Raw genomic sequence first — 16771 nt, forward strand, 5'->3', positions numbered from 1 at the left:
TACTAGATCATGATTATAAATTATGACGATAATATCTCCTTGTCTATGGTTCCCCAGGGAATGAGCGGAGTGCCGGGCCGCCAGACAGAGGGGACTTTCATGTCGATGATCTCGGCGCGCATCGAGCGCCTTCCGTTTGCGCGCTTCCACGGGCATCTGCTGCTGATGGGCGGGCTCGGCTACATGTTCGACGCGATGGACGCAGCCGTGCTGGCGTTCATCCTGCCGGTGCTGCGCACGACCTGGAATCTGTCGAGCGTGCAGATCGGCGTGCTCGGCAGCAGCACCTATATCGGCTTCCTGTTCGGCGCGCTGCTGGCGGGCACGCTGGGTGACCTGATCGGCCGTCGCGCGGTGATGATGTCGGCGCTGGCGCTCTATTGCGTCGCATCCATCGTCAGCGCGGCGGTGAACGACTGGTCGTCCTTCTTCGCCGCCCGCGTGGTCGCGGGCATGGGCACCGGCGCGGAGAGCGCAATCATTGCGCCCTATCTGGCGGAATTCGTCGCACGGCGTTACCGCGGCAGTTTTACCGGCGCGCTCGCCGGCTTCTTCTCCTTCGGTTTCGTCGCGGCGGCCTTGCTCGGCTATTTCATCGTGCCCGCCTATGAGAACGGCTGGCGCATCGTTCTGGTGATCACCGCCGTGCCGGTCGTCATGCTGTTGTGGTGGCGCAGGGCGTTGCCGGAATCGCCGCGCTGGCTGGAAAGCCAGGGCCGGGAGAAGGAAGCCGCAGCCGTGCTGGACAGGATCGAGGCCGGATTTGTGAGCCAAGGCCACATCCTGCCGCAACTGGTCGTCGAAATCACGGCGCCTGCCGTGACGGGTGGGACGCTGCTTGCCAATTTCGCCGCGCTCCTCGCCGGCCGCCAGGCGCGCATCACCATCATGACCTGGATCATGTGGCTTACGATCACGTTCAGCTATTATTCCTTCTTCGTCTGGATCCCCGGCCTTCTGGTCCAGAACGGCATGAGCATCACCAAGAGCTTCGCCTATTCGATCGCGATCTATTGCGCGCAGATCCCCGGCTATTTCAGCGCCGCGTACTTCAACGAGCGCATCGGCCGGCAGGCGACGATTGCGTCCTACATGGTGCTCGGCGGCGCCAGCGCGCTCGGACTTGCATTCGCGCAGAGCGACCAGCACATCATGGTCGCCGGAATTCTACTGTCCTTCTTCATGAACGGCACCTATGCCGGCGTCTATGCCTATACCGCCGAGGTCTTTCCGACGGCGGTCAGAACCACCGGCGCCGGGCTCGCCTCCGCGATCGGCCGCATCGGTGCGATCGTCTCGCCGATCCTGGTCGGCTACCTCTATCCCAACTTCGGCTTTGCCGGCGTGTTCGGCCTCACCACGAGCGTGCTGCTGTTAGGCGCGCTCACCGTGGTGCTGATGGGGGTGCCGACGCGCGGCCGTTCGCTGGAAGAGATCGCGGCGGGTGAAGTCGCATGAGGGAGACGAAACACCGGTCCGATCCGCTGCTCTGCGCCGTGGCGGCCGCGCAGACAAGGGCGGATCAGCCGGATGCCCTGTACTCGGCGCTGGACGACGCCTTGAAATCGGCGATCGGGCACCAGCTGTTCACGATCCTGACCTATGACGCCGACACGAGGGAAGCAGCGCGGGTGTATTCCAATCTTCCCGGACCTTACCCGGCGGGCGGACGCAAACGCCTGGCGCCGGGGCCGTGGACCGAGGCCGTGCTCGACCGCGGCGAGGCCTATATCGGCCGGACCCGGGACGATCTGCGCGAGGTGTTCTCCGATCACGAGCTGATCGCTTCGCTCGGCTGCGAAAGCGTGCTCAACATGCCCGTGCGCTGGCGCGGGCGCACGCTCGGCTCGCTCAATCTGCTCCATGAGGCAGGCTGGTACGTCGAGGACGATAGCGCCGCGTGTCTTCCATTCGCCCAGCTCGCCTTGCCCGCGCTGCTCATCCAGTCCTGATAAGACAGGAAGTCGTCATGTCCCGTGTGCTCTTCAAGAATGCCGCTCTGCTCGATCCGCTTCAGCCGGACCTCCTGGAGGGACATCACGTGCTGGTCGAGGACAATCTGATCAAGGAGGTCTCCGATCGGCCGCTCCAGGTGGAAGCAGACCGCACCGTCGATCTGAAGGGCAAGACGCTGATGCCCGGCCTGATCGACCTGCATGTCCATGCGATCGCCGTCGAGCTCAATTTGGCGCAGCAGGTGCATATGCCGAACGTGCTGGTGACGCTGCGCTCAACGCTGCTGCTGCGCGGCATGCTGCGGCGGGGCTTCACCACCGTGCGCGACGCCGGAGGCGCCGGCCACGCACTGAAGCAGGCGATCGAGACCGGTCTCACCGACGGTCCGCGGCTGTTCGTCTCGGGGCGTGCGCTCAGCCAGACCGGCGGGCACGGCGACATGCGTGCCCGCTCGGACTACCTCGCCAGCGACGCACCGTGCCCCTGCTGCGTGCGTGTCGGCGCGCTGGCGCGCGTTGCCGATGGTGTCGACGGCGTGCGCAGGGCGGCGCGCGAAGAGCTCCAGATGGGCGCCGACCAGATCAAGATCATGGCCTCCGGCGGCGTCGCCTCACCGACCGACCCGGTTGGTGCCTTCGGCTACTCCGAGGACGAGATCCGCGCCATCGTCGAGGAGGCACGCGGGCGTCAGACCTATGTGCTCGCCCACGCCTACACCGCTGCCGCGATCGAACGCGCGGTGCGCTGCGGCGTGCGTACCATCGAGCACGGCAATCTGGTCGATGTTCCGACCGCGCAGCTGATGGCCGAGAAGGGCGCCTATGTGGTGCCGACGCTGGTCACCTACGAGGCGCTGGCTAACGAGGGCGCTCAGTATGGCCTGCCGCCGGAGAGCGTGGCCAAGATCGCCGATGTCCGCGACGCCGGGCTGCGTTCGCTCACGATCTATCGCGATGCCGGCGTGAAGATGGGGTTCGGCAGCGACCTGCTTGGGCCGTCGCAGCGTCTGCAGAGCGACGAATTCCGTATCCGCGCCGAAATTCTCGGGCCGCGCGCCGTCATTGCCAGCGCGACATTGGTCGGCGCCGAGGTGCTCGGCATGGAGGGTAAGCTCGGCCGCATCATGCCCGAAGCCATCGCGGACCTGCTGGTGGTCGACGGCAACCCGCTGCGCGACGTGGTCTGCCTGCTCGGCCAAGGCGAGCACATTCCGCTGGTGATGAAGGCAGGCAAGGTCCAGTTCGATCGGCTGGGCGCCTAGCGCCACATCCCGCGCATCCGCGCGCCGATGTCGACCTTTGGCCCTTGCGCGGCAGTGCGCGCTGAGCCTGCGCCGGCCTTCGGCCAGGCGGTCCGCTCGAACAGATAGACGAGCTGCTCCGGAATGAAGCGGGTGCGCGAGGCATAGACGTGGCGGTCGCCCTTGGCGGCCTGGCCGTGGGTGAAGAAGCGCTGCGGCACCACGAGGTGCAGATCGTCCTTGGCGCGCGTCATCGCGACATAGAGCAGGCGGCGTTCCTCCTCGAGTTCGGCGCTGGTGCCGGCGCCGAGATCCGACGGCATGCAGCCGTCGACGACGTTGAGCACGAACACCGATTTCCACTCCTGGCCCTTGGCGGAGTGGATGGTGGAGAGGATCAGATAGTCCTCGTCGCGCAATGGTGGCCCGGATTTGTCGCTGGTCGCATCCGGCGGGTCGAGCGTGAGCTCGGTCAGGAATTTCTCCCGCGAGGCATAGCCGCTCGCGATCTGTTCGAGCTGCATCAGATCGGCGCGGCGCGTCTCCGAATCCTCGTGGAGGCGATCGAGATGCGGTTCGTACCACAGCCGCACGCGTTCGAGATCGGCCGGCCATTCCGAATAGCGCAGATTTTCGATCGTGCGGACGAAGTCGGTCCAGTCCGCGCCGGTGCGCGCCGGCACCGGGAGCTGGCCGAGCGCGGCGAGCGGATCGGTGCTCTCGGCCATCTGGTCGAGCACACGCTGCGCCGTCGCGGGTCCAATGCCCGGCAACAGATGCAGGATGCGGAAGCCAGCGACGCGGTCGCGCGGATTTTCGGTGAAGCGCAGCAGCGCCAGCACGTCCTTGACATGCGCGGCGTCGAGAAACTTGAGCCCGCCGAACTTGACGAAGGGAATGTTGCGGCGGGTGAGCTCGATCTCCAGCGGGCCCGAATGCGAGGACGTCCGGAACAGCACCGCCTGGTGCTTCAAGAGCGCGCCTTGCTCGCGGTTGGCTAGCACTTCCTCGACGATGTAACGGGCCTGGTCGGCCTCGTCATGCACGGTGACGAGCTGTGGTTTTCGCGCGGAACTGCGGTCGGTCCAGAGGTTCTTGGTGAAGCGCTCGCGCGCCAGGCCGATGACGCCGTTGGCAGCCGCCAGCACGGGTTGCGTCGAGCGGTAATTGCGGTCGAGCGTGATCATCTCGGCGCGCGGCGAGAAGCTCTGCGGAAAATCCAGGATGTTGCGGACAGTGGCCGCGCGGAACGAATAGATCGACTGCGCGTCGTCGCCGACGACGGTGAGGCCGCGTCCGTCCGGCTTCAGCGCGAGCAGGATCGAGGATTGCAGGCGGTTGGTGTCCTGATATTCGTCGACCAGCACGTGATCGAAACGGCCGCCGATTTCTTCCGCGATCAGGGCATCGCTCATCATCTGCGACCAGTAGAGCAGGAGATCGTCGTAATCGAGCACGTGCTGGGTCTGCTTGGCCTCGACATAGGCCGCGAACAAGCCCTTCAGCTCGGCCGCCCAGCCTGCGCACCAGGGATAGTGCGCTCCCAAAACCTTCTCGATCTCCATCTCGGCATTGACGCAGCGCGAGTAGATCGACAGGCAGGTGCCTTTTGCGGGAAAGCGGCTCTCGGTCTTCGACAATCCGCGCTCGTGGCGGACCAGGTTCATCAGGTCGGCGGAATCCTCGCGGTCGTGAATGGTGAAGGCAGGATCGACGCCGATCCGCTCGGCATATTCGCGCAGCAACCGTGCGCCGATGCCGTGGAAGGTGCCGGCCCAGGTGAGCGCGTCGCGCATGATCGCGGCATTGTTTTCGCCGAGCACTTTCCGGGCGATGCGCTCGACCCGGCCGGCCATCTCGGCCGCGGCGCGGCGCGAGAACGTCATCAAGAGGATGCGGCGCGGATCGCTGCCCGCGACGATCAAATGCGCGACGCGGTGGGCCAGCGTATTGGTCTTGCCGGAGCCCGCACCGGCGATGACGAGCAGGGGCGCGCCCACGGTCGCACCATCGGCCACGCCATGCTCCACGGCGCGGCGTTGCTCCGCATTGAGCGTGTCCAGATATGTCGCCACGAATCGCCCCGGTGAAACAGCCAGAGTCGGCGATCCCGCTGCGAATCGCAATGCGTCTGGACGAGACCGATGTTAAGACCTAGGGACAATACGGCCCAAGGTTCCATTCCGAAAAGCGTCTCCCGCATGACCGAGCTCAAATCCGACCAGTTCGAGATGCGACGGCTGGAATCGCTCAGCAACACCATCTTTGGCGTCGCCATGACGCTGCTCGCCTACGACCTGCCCAAGGCCGCGGTGTTCACCAGCGCGCCCGACTGGAACGATCTCGCCCGGGTCTATTCCGGCAAGCTCGCGGGTCTAGCGCTCAGCTTCATCATCGCCGGCGTGTTCTGGATCAGCCATCACCGGCGGCTGGCGCGCCAGCCCGTCGGCAGCCGCGGCGCGGTGATCCTCAATCTGTTCTTCCTGCTGTCGATCGTGCTGCTGCCGGTGACCAACGGCCTCTACACCAACTACCCCACGAGCAGTGCGGTCGCCGTGCTCTACGGCCTGCACCTGACCGCGATCGCTGGCCTCAATGCCTGGCTGTGGTGGAGGATCCTGGGCGGCTGGCGCCAGGAGATCATGGCTTCGCTGTTTCCGCTGCTGGTGTTTATCCCGGGCACGGTCGTTGCGGCGTTCGCGCCGCAAGTCGCGCCGTTCGTGTGGTTCATCGCCTTCGGCGGCCTGCTGATCCAGCGCTTCTATGTCGGGCCGACCGGGACGGACAAATAGGCCTGCCGCTCATTCGCCGGAGGGCGTCGTGCCGAACCCGTCGGCCGGCACGTAAAGCTTGACCGGGCGGATTTCGTAGACCGCTGACGGATTGACCTGGCGCAGCGTCCGCGCGGCCGCGATCGCCTCCTCGTCCGTGTCGTATTCGACGAGGTGGAAGCCCAGAAGCTGCTCCTTGGTCTCGGCAAACGGGCCGTCCAGCACGACGCCCGCGCCGGGGCCGCGCAAGGTGCGGGCCTTTCGGGTCTCATCCAGGCGGGCGGCCGGGCCAAAATGCCCGCTGGCCCGGAGGGGCGCCTGAACCTCGATCACTTTGGCCACGACCGCGGCGTCCTTCTCGGGCGTCCAGGACAAGATCTCGTCTTCCACGTGATAGGCCAGGATAGCGTAAAGCATCGTCACCTCGTTGATTTTCGCTGCGCGCGTCCGAAGGACGTATCACCACCATCGCAGCCGACAATGGGGCTGCGGAAAATATTGCGTCGCGCGGTGCGGCGACGAAACCTTCCCGAAACCCGATTGCGGCCGAAAAATGTGAACGCCGCTCGAATGCGGCGCGACTGATTGCCACCAAGAACACTTCGGAGGCGGCCATGTCGACCATCAAGATCATCTGCGACGCGCGTCGGGCGGGAAAGTCGGACGCTGCGGATCTGCACGACCAGAGCGGCCACCACCGCTATTACGGCAGCTCGGCCGAGAGCGGCGGCGAGCGCATCGTCGAAAGCCGGCGCGGCAAGCGCCCGCCCGCAATGAGCGTTTGCGGCTTCTAAGCCCAACGACTGCGAAACAGCCTGTGACCATGAACGTCGTGCAGATATCGATCGCCGCGATGCCGTTCCTGCTCTCGCTCGCGAGCAGGTCCGGCAAGGCGATCGCGCCATGCCTGCTTGCGGGCATCTTCACCGTGCTGCTCGGCAGCGAGCCGCCGCGGGCGGCCATGGCCTGGTGCGTCGGGCTGCTGATCGCCGCGGTTGCGGTGCGGGAGCGGGCTCGCACGAACTGACTGCGTGTCACATCCCGCTCAGCACCTGCTTGACCAGGGTTTCCCGCAACTGGGCGAGGTCGCCGCTCGCCTCCATCTGCGCGATCATCCTTCCGACCTTCGGCACGAGATCGCGGTGCCGTTCATGCAGATGGTGGTAGATGCTGATGCGCTCGAGTGGTGGTGAGAGCGGACGGATCCTGGCCTGGAGATTGAGTTTCTTCACCGCAGCCAACCCGCTGAAGAGGTCGGTGACCATCACGTCGAAGCGGTCGGCATCGAGCATCTTGACCATGTTGTCGAGGCTTGTGGTCGCCGTGACCCGGGTCATGCCGCGCGTGCCGGCTTCCGACGAGCCGACGCCGCGTACGATGCCGATGCTGTAGTCCCTGATTGAATTCCAGCCGGCGACGTCGAACTGCAGTTTCGTGGTGAAGACAGTGGGCTCGATGTAATTGATCGCAGGTGTCACCTGGATCAGCGTCGGATAGTCGCGAGAGAGCGTTCCGATCCGCTGGACCTCGCCGTCGACCTCGCCGGTACTCGACAGCGTGAGCGCGCGCTTGCCGGGGACATCCTCGAATTCGAGCTTGATGTTCAGCCGGGCATAGACCGCGCGGAGCATCTCGCCGCCGACATATTGATCGGGGATATCGGCGATGCGTGCCAGCCGGATGACCTCTTGCCCCTGCGACGGGCCTGCCGCGAGCAGCAACAGGCAGACCACGACTATCCGCCTCATGACGCATCTCCCTGGCCATGCCTTTGGGCGTGCTCTGCTACCATCGGATTCCGGTGCCGCGCGATCTATCTCAGATGGCAGCTGTGCCGGTCCGCAACGTTGACAGCGCGTTCTCGTTGTGCGGCGGCTCCGGACTTTCACCGATGTTATTCTAGCACGCGAGGTGGTAGTTTGCCTGGAATCCTGTTGCTGGGCGCAAGATATGACCCCGTCGAGCTCAAGGCGCCCAAGGGCCGACAGGATCAAAGGCCGACAGGATCGCCACGTGTACGCGTGCTGAGGCAGGGCCTCAACCGTTCACCTTGCTCGCGGCTGCGATCGGCAAGCTGAGCAGGTGCCGCCATTTTCGAGGACATGGTGCATGGGCAACGCAGGTGACGATGAGACCAAGCGTGGCCACGCCATTGCGCCGGCGGCTGCGAAGCAGGATTTGACCGGCATCGGCGCCGCGCTCGCGCCTGCGATGTTCGCGGCGCTCCTGTCGCGGATCTTCAACTGGTCGCGCAGCGGCGTCGGGCCCCGTCTGCTGGCCGCCGTGCTGCTGTTCTCATCGGTCGTGACGCTGACCCTGACCGCGCTCCAGCTCTATCTGGATTACAATCGTGAGGTCGGACTGATCGAGACGCGGCTGGACGAGATCGGCCGCAGCACCACGGGCAGCCTCGGAGAGAGCTTGTGGAATCTCGACCAGAACCAGCTCAAGCTCCAGCTCGATGGCATTCTGCGGCTGCCTGACATCCGTGCGGCGGAGGTCCGCGAGATCGCCGATCGGCCTAATCCGATCCGTGTCGAAGTCGGCGAGCGAAACACCCGTTCGATCATGACCCGGGAATTCCCGCTGAGCACCAAGGTGCAGGGGACCTCGCGCGCCATCGGCACGCTCCGGGTCGAGGCGACGCTGACCGACGTCTATCAGCAATTGCTGAACAGGGCCCTCGTCATTCTGGCAAGCCAGGCGGCAAAGACGTTCCTGGTCTCGTTGTTCATCATCTACATGTTTCATCTGCTGGTGACGCGGCATCTCGTCGCCATCGCCGAGTACGTCGGCAAGTACAGCCTCGGACGGCCGCCGCCGCCGCTGCGCCTGGAGCGCCGGCCGCCTTACGAGGCCGACGAGCTGGACAAGGTGGTCGTTGCTTTCAACGCCATGTGCGCCAACCTCGAACATGCCTATGGCGAGCTGCGCGAGGCCAATGGCAATCTCGAGCGTGACCTGAAGATCCGGCGGCATGCCGAGGAGAACGCCCGCGCGAGCGAGCAGCGCTTCCGTGACTATGCCGAGACCGCATCCGACTGGTTCTGGGAGACCGGTCCGGATCACGTGTTCACCTACATTTCAGATCGGGCCGATGCTTTCGGCATGGACCACACGGCGCTGATCGGGAGGCGCCGTTCAGATGCCGCCTTCGACCGCGATGCCGAGCCGCAGAAATGGCGCGGTCACCTGGCGACGCTGGATCGCCACGAGCCGTTCCGGAAGTTCGAGTATCGCGGCCGCGATGCGGCTGGGCGCGCGCGCCATTTCAGCGTCAACGGCCAGCCGGTGTTCGGCGCCGACGGGCGCTTCATGGGGTATCGTGGGTCGGCCACCGATCTGACCGAGCAGCACGAGACGGAGGAGCGGCTTCGCCAGTCGCAGAAGATGGATGCGATCGGTCAGCTCACCGGCGGCGTCGCGCATGACTTCAACAACGTGCTCACAGTCATCATCGGCACCATCGAGATCATCCGGGAGGCGCTGGCGGACAAGCCCGACCTCGCCGCGATCGCCCAGCTCATCGACGATGCGGCGGCGCGAGGCGCGGAGATCACCTCGCAGCTCTTGACCTTTGCGCGTCGGCAGCCGCTGGAGCCGCGCGAGATCGACGTCAACGGCCTCGTGCTCGAGACGGCGAAGCTGTTGAAGCCGATCCTGGGCGGAAGCATCGAGATCGTGACCCGCCTCGCGGACGACGCCTGGCCGGCGATGGCCGATCCGTCGCAGCTGTCGTCGGCGATCATCAATCTCGCGGTCAATGCGCGCGATGCGATGCCTGGCGGCGGCACGCTGACGCTCGAGACCGCGAACCGCGAATTCGATGGCGCGGATGGCGCTGGCGACGGTGACGCCGGGCGCGGCGCCTTCATCATGGTCGCGGTGGCCGACACCGGCCATGGCATCCCCGCCGACCTCCGCGACCGCGTGTTCGAGCCGTTCTTTACCACCAAAGGGGTCGGTCGCGGCACCGGGCTCGGCCTCAGCATGGTCTACGGCTTCGCCAAGCAGAGCGGCGGCAGCGTTGCGATCGAGAGTGAGGAAGGCCGCGGCACCGTGATTCGGCTGTTTCTGCCGCGCTCTGCGGACGGAGCGCAGGCGAGGACCGGGCCACTGCAGGCGCCCGCGGCGGCACGCGGGCACGAGACGATTCTCGTCGTCGAGGACGATCCGCTGGTGCAGGGCTATGTCATCGCCCAGCTCGGCAGCCTCGGCTATCGCACCCTCGCAGCCGGCGACGGCGCAACCGCGCTTGCGCTGGTGCAGCAGGGCGCCCAATTCGATCTGCTGTTCACCGACATCATCATGCCCGGCGGCATGAACGGGCAGGAACTGGCGGAGGCCGTGCGCCGCCTCCGCCCGAGTATGAGGGTGCTCTATACGTCCGGCTATACCGACAACGCCCTCGACCACGAGGGGCATCTCGGTCCCGGCGTTGCGTTGCTGAGGAAGCCGTACCGGAAGGCGGACCTGTCATTGAGGATCCGCGAGGTGCTCGCCGGCAAGCCGCCCGCCTGAACAGCAGGCGCGTGACCTACGAAAAAGGCGCGGCGGGGAGACCCCCGTCGCGCCCGATTTCTTGCTCGCTGGTCCAGGGCTGAGAGCGCCCCGATGCCAAGCCTTTGTTCAAAGCTTAGCGGGCGATCCCAGCGAGGTGACAGCGCTTGGTAAGAGACACTGGATCACCTCCTTTCGTTGGTTGCGGAAGACATCAATATAGGCGGCAATTCCGGTGTTGTTAAGGGGAGGCGGGTCGGGAGGAACCAGCAGCTGTTCGCAAGACCGGGAAGGCGCTGGAAAGCAGTCGATTGGGCAGTTGATGGGCAGTTGAGACCGCCGCCCGGCCGTGTTAGGGAGCCCCTGTCGCGGGTGTAGCTCAATGGTAGAGCAGCAGCCTTCCAAGCTGAATACGAGGGTTCGATTCCCTTCACCCGCTCCAAGGCTTTCAATGCCAGCCCGAAGACAGGGGTCACGGTACGTACCTAAGACGTGGGTGACAGCCTCGTGCCGAATGGGTTGTCGAGAGGTTGCAGTGTTTTCTGCTCCAGGTCGAAGTATCTCAGATCAGAATGCATGAAGCTGACGAGCCAAATGCCCTCGCTCAGCGCGAGGGTTCTTGCAGCTGCACTCGGAGGCGTGACTCGTGTGTCGAATACCGGGAGCGGTAAGTTGAAGGCCAAGGCGAGCGCTCCCCGGAAAAAGCGGCGAGCTGCCCAGCCCAACGCCTCTTGGCCGTAGTGTCCGGCGCCGAGCGAAGGCAACCACGCGCTCAATTGGTTCGGTCGCCGGACCTGGCCTTCTTGGGTGAAGCAACACCTCGCTCCCGGCGGGACTTCGCAGGAGCTTCAGGTTCGATCCCATTCTGCTGGTCGAACTTCCTGATCCACGATTGAATGTAGCCCGGATCGTCCGGACAAAGCTGTTCAAGCAAACGAAGGTTCTGCGCTCTGAATTCCACTAGGGTTTTCGGCAATTGTGCCTCCTCAAAACCCTGCCCATATCTAGGCTGCTGCATCGGGAAAAAGTGGTCAAGCCAAAAAGGGCGCTTGAAAAAATCGGTGCGTTGATGCAGCGCCGACAGCGAAAACCCCGCTGGGGGAAGCGGGGCTTTCTGGTAGGAGTGAAGCTTAGGGACGCTTCGACTGTATGACGCGCGACAGCGAAAAGGTTCAAAGCCTAAAAGGCGAACCACGCCAACACCGCAATGATCGGAATGATTGCCACGCCGAAAAGCACCAAGGGTGCAGGTTCATTGCCGGTCCTGTCGCTCAATGCTGATCTCCTAAAAATGTCTCGGGTTAGCGGCGTGCCAAGGGGCTTTTAGGGGCTCAAACGTCACGTTTTCGGACTTGGCTGCGGCGCAGGTGTGGCTTGCGGAGAAGGTGCCGGATTGCTCAGTTGCTGAGGCGCTGCAGCCTCGCCGCCTGCGTGAGGAACGCAGGTACCGATGTTGCTGAGCAGCCGTTTGGCCTGGAGGTCGCGCACCTTTGAGTATTCGCGTCGTCGCTCGATATTGGCCGCGGCCCATCGGTCCCAAGCCTCGAAAGCGTCCGTATAGTGCTTTCGCATCTGCTCCTCGGCGGCAAGGCAATCGGCAAACTTGTCGAAAACCAGGTCGGTGTTGACCGGGGTCATGCCTCCTACCAAGACAACGAGCATCCATTTCATCTTGCCGATCGCCTTTCGCGCCGGGCGAATTCTCCGCTAACGCGCGGAATTCCGTCCACTGTGGTTAGATGGCCCGACGGCTGCGACCAGCTACAAAACCGTAGACGAAAAGCACGATGATGGCGCCTACCACTGCCCCCACTAGTCCTGCGCCTTCTCCTGGCCGGTACCAGCCGAGGGATTGGCCAAGATAGGTCGCAACGAATGCGCCCACTATTCCCAGGATCGTGGTCAGGATGAAACCCGAGGGCTCGTTGTCGCCGGGCATGATGAACTTCGCGATGACGCCTGCGATGAAACCGATGATGATCGTCCAAATGATGCTCATATCTTTTCTCGAGTCTTGAGGAGTGTTATCCCGCGGATTGCGCCGGAAGACGTCCGTCCGGCGTGTATTTGTCCACCGCTGCCGGGAGTTCGCGCGACAATCGGTCGAGGATCTCCTGCTGAGACAGGCCGGTCTGCTGCTCCAGTTTTTGAAGAACGTCCGGACCGATCGCCTGGTGGAGTTCGGGCGGGGTGACTTCGCGGTTTGGCCCCTGATTGATCCAGGATTGAGCCGCATCGCCTTGCCCGTTCTGCCTGAAGTGTTCGAGCAACTCGCCGATCCCGCCGTTCAGCAGCGAACCGACACCGCCGCCTCCCACAAGGCCGCCAAGATTGCCGAGCATGCCGCCCAGGGAATCCTTGGTACCCGACGGCTGACCGGAGGTAGCATTGCGAAACATGTCGGCGAGCTTGTCCCGATTTTGATAACCGGCGATTGCGAGCATACCCAAGAGGGCGGTCATCGATGGCATTCCGCGGCTCATTTCGGGCTCCTGAGTTCGATGATGGGCAATCGTGTGCAAGAAATGGCGCCCGCCTTGTACTGGCCGCCGCATCACTTATCGCCCACAACATATGCGGGGCTGGGAAGTTCCACGTTTTCCCAGAACCACGTTTCCTCGGAACGATGGGCTGTCAGTCATTGCCAGTCCCGAACAAATTGATGCGTCTCGCTTGACCGACTTGGCGTTTCGGGTCGTCAGAGCGACTCTATTCCTGTTCGCTATCCTTCTCCTCGCGCTGCTTGCGGGCACGATCGACTGCGCCGCCCTGCGGCTGCCCGCTGACCTTCACGCCGGGGAGATGATCGATCTTGTTGTTGGCCGCATCTTCGGAACGCTGCAACTCACGATCGATGATGTCGCGTGATCCTTCGGCCGGTTCCTTGTCGAATGGGCTCTTGATGTTGGTGCTCATGATTGATCCTGCTCGTCGCCGTATGTTGATTTGTTGAGGCAAGCTCGGCTCGCGCCCATCGTTCCTGTCGAGGCGGCAGCTTTTGTGCAGGCTCTTTATTCTCTGTGGTCGTCGATTTCTGGGGCGACCTGTCCGTAGTTCAGCAGGGCGACGAGGGTCGTCCCGCCCAGAATATTGCCGAGGAGTGTCGGCACGAAAAAGTCCGAGGCATATTGTGAGAGCGACGCGCGGCCGCTCTGTACGAGAAAGGCGCACTCGACCGAGCCCGCGATGATATGCGCGAACTGGCCGAGCGCGACCACATAGGTCATCACGACGATGATGTGTGCGCGCGATCCTTTGGTCGCTGGAAGAAGCCACGCCATCAAGGCGATCAACCAGCCGGCAAAGATCGCTCGGACAAGGGTCGTCGCGAACGTGCCCTCGATGGTGTGGCGGCTGAGATCGACGAAGGCGTCCACGATGCGTGGTTCGAAGATGCTGGTGTGCGCGAGCACGGATCCGACCGCCCACGTTCCCGCGATGTTGGAGGCGAGGACCAGGCCCCACAGCTTGATCACGCTTGCCAGCGTGCCGAGATCCCTGTTGTGCAACAGCGGCAGGATCGGCGTCAGCGTGTTCTCGGTGAAGAGCTGCTGCCGTCCCAGCACCACAACCAGGAAGCCGACCGTGTAGCCGAGCGGAGCCACCAGGCGCCGGGTGGCCTCGTCGGAGATCAGCGCGTGAAACTCGCCTTGGACGATCAGGGACAATCCCATCGAAAGGCCGGCGGCGAGGCCGGACAGCACGATGGCCCACCATCGCCGTTCCAGTTCCTGCTCACCCTCGGCGCGGATCGTCTCATGGATCAGCGCTGCGCTGGGCCGGCTCTGGGATTCGATCTGTTTCGTCTGCCGCCGCGAGACGCCGTCGAGCTTCGAGGCTGGATTGAAGGAGGCGCCGTCGCCAGGCTGGTCCACTCCGCGGTCTCCTGAAGGGCAGGTTCATCTCTATGCCGGGATCAAGGCCCGGAGCGGCACGGGGTTCCTGGTAAGTGCTCGCACGCCGCAACGCTGTCGAGGCGCAGCGGCGCCGCGGTGCACCATCAGGAACCTTCGTGGAAAGCGGGTGTTTTCCACCGGGGAGAGGCAGCGATCTGACAAGAGGCCAACCGTGCAACAAGACGTGCGCGTGCGCGCGACCGCACAAATCGCGGGCCATCCGATTCATCCGATGCTGGTGCCGATACCGATCGCTTGCTTCATCGGAGCGCTGCTGACCGACATCGCCTATGTCGTCAGTGCCGAGATCATGTGGGCGGATTTTTCCGCCTGGCTTTTGGTCGTGGGCGTCATCTTTGGCGTACTGGCGGCGATCGCCGGCCTGACCGATTTTCTCGGCAATCGTCTGGTGCGGGCGCAGCCGCCGGCCTGGCCGCATCTGATCGGCAACGCGCTGGCGCTGGTCCTGGCGACTATCAATGCGTTGATCCACACCCGCGATGCCTGGACCTCGGTGTGGCCGACCGGGCTCCTTCTTTCAGCCATCACCGTATTGATCCTGCCGGTCACCGGCTGGCTCGGCTGGGCCATGGTGTACCGCCACGGCGTAGGAGTTGCGCGATGAACTCCGCAATCGCTCGGGTGCTGTTGTGTGCCTCGCTGCTGTGTCTGGCCGGCTGCAATGACGGCAGTGGCGATCCGAAGGCGCAAACCGGCGCCAACCCGACGCTTCCCGACATCCAGCAATATCTGCTGCCGCCGATGCACATCGCGCGCATCGTCGGCTGGAAAAAGGACGAGACGCCGGTCGTTGCGCAGGGCTTGCAGGCCAAGGCCTTCGCGACCGGCTTGCAGCATCCCCGATTCCTCTACGTGCTGCCCAACGGCGACGTGCTGGTGGTGGAATCCAAGGCGCCGAAGGGCGCTCCGATCAAGCGGCCCAAGGAAATCGTGATGGGATACATCGAGTCCTGGGCGACATCCGGCGGCGACACCGGCGAGAGCAACCGCATCACGCTGCTGCGCGACAGCAACGGCGACGGCGTCCCGGACACGCAAAGCGTCTTCCTCGACCATCTCAACTCGCCGTTCGGCGTCGCGCTGGTCGGCAACGATCTCTACGTCGCCAACACCGATGCGATCGTCAAATATCCCTACACCGAAGGCGATACCAAGATCACCGCGCCGGGCACGGTGCTGACGCCGCTGCCGGGCGGACCGATCGACCATCACTGGACCAAGAGCCTGGTCGCGAGCCCAGACGGCTCGAAACTCTATGCCGGCGTCGGCTCCAACAGCAACATCACCGAGAACGGCATGGAGGCCGAGCACAATCGCGCCGCCATCCTCGAGATCGACCGTGCCAGCGGCCGCTGGCGCATCTTCGCAAGCGGCTTGCGCAATCCCAACGGCCTCAGCTTCGAGCCGCAGACCGGCGCGCTGTGGACGGTTGTGAACGAGCGCGACGAACTCGGCCCCGATCTCGTGCCGGACTACATGACGTCGGTGAAGGACGGCGGCTTCTATGGCTGGCCCTACAGCTATTACGGCCAGCACGTCGATCCGCGCGTCAAGCCGGAGCGTCCCGACCTCGTCGCCAAGGCGATCGTGCCTGACTACGCGCTGAGCTCGCATGTCGCGCCGCTTGGAATGGCTTTCAACACCAGCGCGAGTTTGCCGGCGGCCTATCGCGGCGGCGCCTTCGTCGGCGAGCACGGCAGTTGGAACAGGCAGGTCTTGAACGGCTACAAGGTGGTGTTCGTGCCGTTCACGGACGGCAGGCCCAGCGGCCCGCCGCAGGACGTCGTCACCGGCTTCCTCAACAGCGACAATCACGCGCGCGGGCGGCCCGTCGGCGTCGCCATCGACAAGACCGGCGCGCTGCTGGTCGCCGATGACAGCGGCAACACGGTGTGGCGCGTGACCGCCGCGCACCCGCAGCTCACGCAGCGATAGATCTCGAGGAGTTAAATGATGGGCCTTGCTCAATACACGATCGTCCCCGTGCAGGACGAATGGGGCGTGCTGCACGACGGCGACGTCAAGAACAGATACTCCACCAAGGAAGCGGCCTTCGAGTCGGCGGTTGCCGCAGCATCGTTGGCGCTTCGCGAGGGGCACGAAGTTCATGTCAGCGTGCCCGGCCGCGAAGCCGGCGAAAACGCGCTGGGAATTTGATGGACACTCCGAGCGACAAACTTCAGGAGCCTGCGATGACCAAGCCCCGTGAGCCGAACGGCATTGAGCCCTCCCGCTCCGAAGACGACATCCAGCGCGACCAGCTCGGGCCGCGCGGCGTGCCGAATGCGCCGGATCCGGCCAAGATGACACCTCAACGAGACAAGAAAACGCCGAAGCAGGTCGATCCCGGCCATACAGCCTGACGGCTGCCGGCGGCTTTTCTGTTC

The 16771-nt window shown here is 64.3% G+C and carries 19 protein-coding genes and 1 tRNA gene; 12 read left to right on the forward strand and 8 right to left on the reverse strand.

What is annotated here, in order from left to right:
- Positions 1-99: 99 nt before the first annotated feature.
- From IVA75_RS02730 to IVA75_RS02740, 3 genes are read left to right on the forward strand one after another with little or no spacing between them, the layout of a single operon-like run.
- A complete protein-coding gene (locus IVA75_RS02730; RefSeq protein WP_247287085.1) occupies positions 100-1458 on the forward strand; it encodes an MFS transporter in 1359 nt (452 codons plus the stop codon).
- Positions 1455-1952 (forward strand): GAF domain-containing protein, encoded by a 498-nt coding sequence (locus tag IVA75_RS02735; protein WP_247287083.1) that lies wholly within the window; start codon positions 1455-1457, stop codon positions 1950-1952. The genes IVA75_RS02730 and IVA75_RS02735 overlap by 4 nt, the downstream gene beginning before the upstream one ends.
- Positions 1953-1969: 17 nt before the next feature.
- Entirely contained in the window at positions 1970-3217 is a 1248-nt protein-coding gene (locus tag IVA75_RS02740; protein ID WP_247287081.1) for an amidohydrolase family protein, read from the forward strand.
- Here IVA75_RS02740 and IVA75_RS02745 read toward each other — a convergent pair.
- Positions 3214-5271 carry an ATP-dependent helicase gene (locus IVA75_RS02745; RefSeq protein ID WP_247287080.1) on the reverse strand — a complete coding sequence of 686 codons (2058 nt, stop codon included), beginning with the start codon at positions 5269-5271 and terminating at the stop codon, positions 3214-3216. The genes IVA75_RS02740 and IVA75_RS02745 overlap by 4 nt on opposite strands.
- Positions 5272-5397: 126 nt before the next feature.
- Between IVA75_RS02745 and IVA75_RS02750 the strand changes: the two genes are divergently transcribed.
- Positions 5398-5988: a TMEM175 family protein gene (locus IVA75_RS02750; RefSeq protein WP_247287077.1), complete on the forward strand. Its 591-nt coding sequence runs from the start codon at positions 5398-5400 to the stop codon at positions 5986-5988.
- Positions 5989-5997: 9 nt separating this feature from the next.
- Here IVA75_RS02750 and IVA75_RS02755 read toward each other — a convergent pair whose 3' ends face one another.
- Positions 5998-6384, reverse strand: a complete 387-nt coding sequence (locus IVA75_RS02755) for a YciI family protein (RefSeq protein WP_247287075.1) — start codon at positions 6382-6384, stop codon at positions 5998-6000.
- A 197-nt stretch (positions 6385-6581) separates the two neighbouring features.
- Here IVA75_RS02755 and IVA75_RS02760 point away from each other — a divergent pair, with 197 nt between their 5' ends.
- Both IVA75_RS02760 and IVA75_RS02765 read left to right on the forward strand, forming a co-directional pair.
- Complete coding sequence (locus IVA75_RS02760) at positions 6582-6761, forward strand: hypothetical protein (RefSeq protein WP_247287073.1); 180 nt, start codon at positions 6582-6584, stop codon at positions 6759-6761.
- A gap of 29 nt (positions 6762-6790) precedes the next feature.
- Complete coding sequence (locus IVA75_RS02765; RefSeq protein WP_247287433.1) at positions 6791-6994, forward strand: hypothetical protein; 204 nt, start codon at positions 6791-6793, stop codon at positions 6992-6994.
- Between the two features lie 7 nt (positions 6995-7001).
- Here IVA75_RS02765 and IVA75_RS02770 read toward each other — a convergent pair whose 3' ends face one another.
- Entirely contained in the window at positions 7002-7715 is a 714-nt protein-coding gene (locus IVA75_RS02770) for a transporter substrate-binding domain-containing protein (RefSeq protein ID WP_027567539.1), read from the reverse strand.
- Between the two features lie 361 nt (positions 7716-8076).
- Between IVA75_RS02770 and IVA75_RS02775 the strand changes: the two genes are divergently transcribed.
- Entirely contained in the window at positions 8077-10488 is a 2412-nt protein-coding gene (locus IVA75_RS02775; RefSeq protein WP_247287071.1) for an ATP-binding protein, read from the forward strand.
- A 347-nt stretch (positions 10489-10835) separates the two neighbouring features.
- A tRNA-Gly gene (locus IVA75_RS02780) sits at positions 10836-10909 on the forward strand.
- Positions 10910-11805: 896 nt separating this feature from the next.
- Here IVA75_RS02780 and IVA75_RS02785 read toward each other — a convergent pair.
- The 5 genes from IVA75_RS02785 to IVA75_RS02805 form a co-directional block, all read right to left on the reverse strand.
- The gene (locus IVA75_RS02785; RefSeq protein ID WP_247287070.1) at positions 11806-12138 is read right to left on the reverse strand and encodes a hypothetical protein; all 333 of its coding nucleotides are present in this window, start codon (positions 12136-12138) and stop codon (positions 11806-11808) included.
- A gap of 64 nt (positions 12139-12202) precedes the next feature.
- Complete coding sequence (locus IVA75_RS02790) at positions 12203-12466, reverse strand: GlsB/YeaQ/YmgE family stress response membrane protein (protein ID WP_018459399.1); 264 nt, start codon at positions 12464-12466, stop codon at positions 12203-12205.
- A gap of 25 nt (positions 12467-12491) precedes the next feature.
- Positions 12492-12950 (reverse strand): YidB family protein, encoded by a 459-nt coding sequence (locus IVA75_RS02795; protein ID WP_247287069.1) that lies wholly within the window; start codon positions 12948-12950, stop codon positions 12492-12494.
- Between the two features lie 226 nt (positions 12951-13176).
- Positions 13177-13383 carry a hypothetical protein gene (locus IVA75_RS02800; protein WP_027567534.1) on the reverse strand — a complete coding sequence of 69 codons (207 nt, stop codon included), beginning with the start codon at positions 13381-13383 and terminating at the stop codon, positions 13177-13179.
- A gap of 95 nt (positions 13384-13478) precedes the next feature.
- The gene (locus tag IVA75_RS02805; protein ID WP_247287068.1) at positions 13479-14342 is read right to left on the reverse strand and encodes a formate/nitrite transporter family protein; all 864 of its coding nucleotides are present in this window, start codon (positions 14340-14342) and stop codon (positions 13479-13481) included.
- A gap of 193 nt (positions 14343-14535) precedes the next feature.
- Between IVA75_RS02805 and IVA75_RS02810 the strand changes: the two genes are divergently transcribed.
- Genes IVA75_RS02810 through IVA75_RS02825 form a run of 4 tightly spaced genes read left to right on the forward strand, consistent with a single transcriptional unit; the run spans position 14536 to position 16747 of the window.
- Complete coding sequence (locus IVA75_RS02810; protein ID WP_247287067.1) at positions 14536-14988, forward strand: DUF2231 domain-containing protein; 453 nt, start codon at positions 14536-14538, stop codon at positions 14986-14988.
- Positions 14985-16319 carry a sorbosone dehydrogenase family protein gene (locus tag IVA75_RS02815; protein WP_247287066.1) on the forward strand — a complete coding sequence of 445 codons (1335 nt, stop codon included), beginning with the start codon at positions 14985-14987 and terminating at the stop codon, positions 16317-16319. Before IVA75_RS02810 ends, IVA75_RS02815 begins: the two co-directional genes overlap by 4 nt.
- Positions 16320-16337: 18 nt before the next feature.
- On the forward strand, positions 16338-16541 hold the full coding sequence (locus IVA75_RS02820) for a hypothetical protein (RefSeq protein ID WP_007611681.1): 204 nt from the start codon (positions 16338-16340) through the stop codon (positions 16539-16541).
- Positions 16542-16576: 35 nt separating this feature from the next.
- Positions 16577-16747, forward strand: a complete 171-nt coding sequence (locus IVA75_RS02825; protein WP_007611679.1) for a hypothetical protein — start codon at positions 16577-16579, stop codon at positions 16745-16747.
- Positions 16748-16771: the final 24 nt, after the last annotated feature.

The organism is Bradyrhizobium sp. 134 (genome assembly GCF_023074155.1).
Classification (GTDB): domain Bacteria; phylum Pseudomonadota; class Alphaproteobacteria; order Rhizobiales; family Xanthobacteraceae; genus Bradyrhizobium.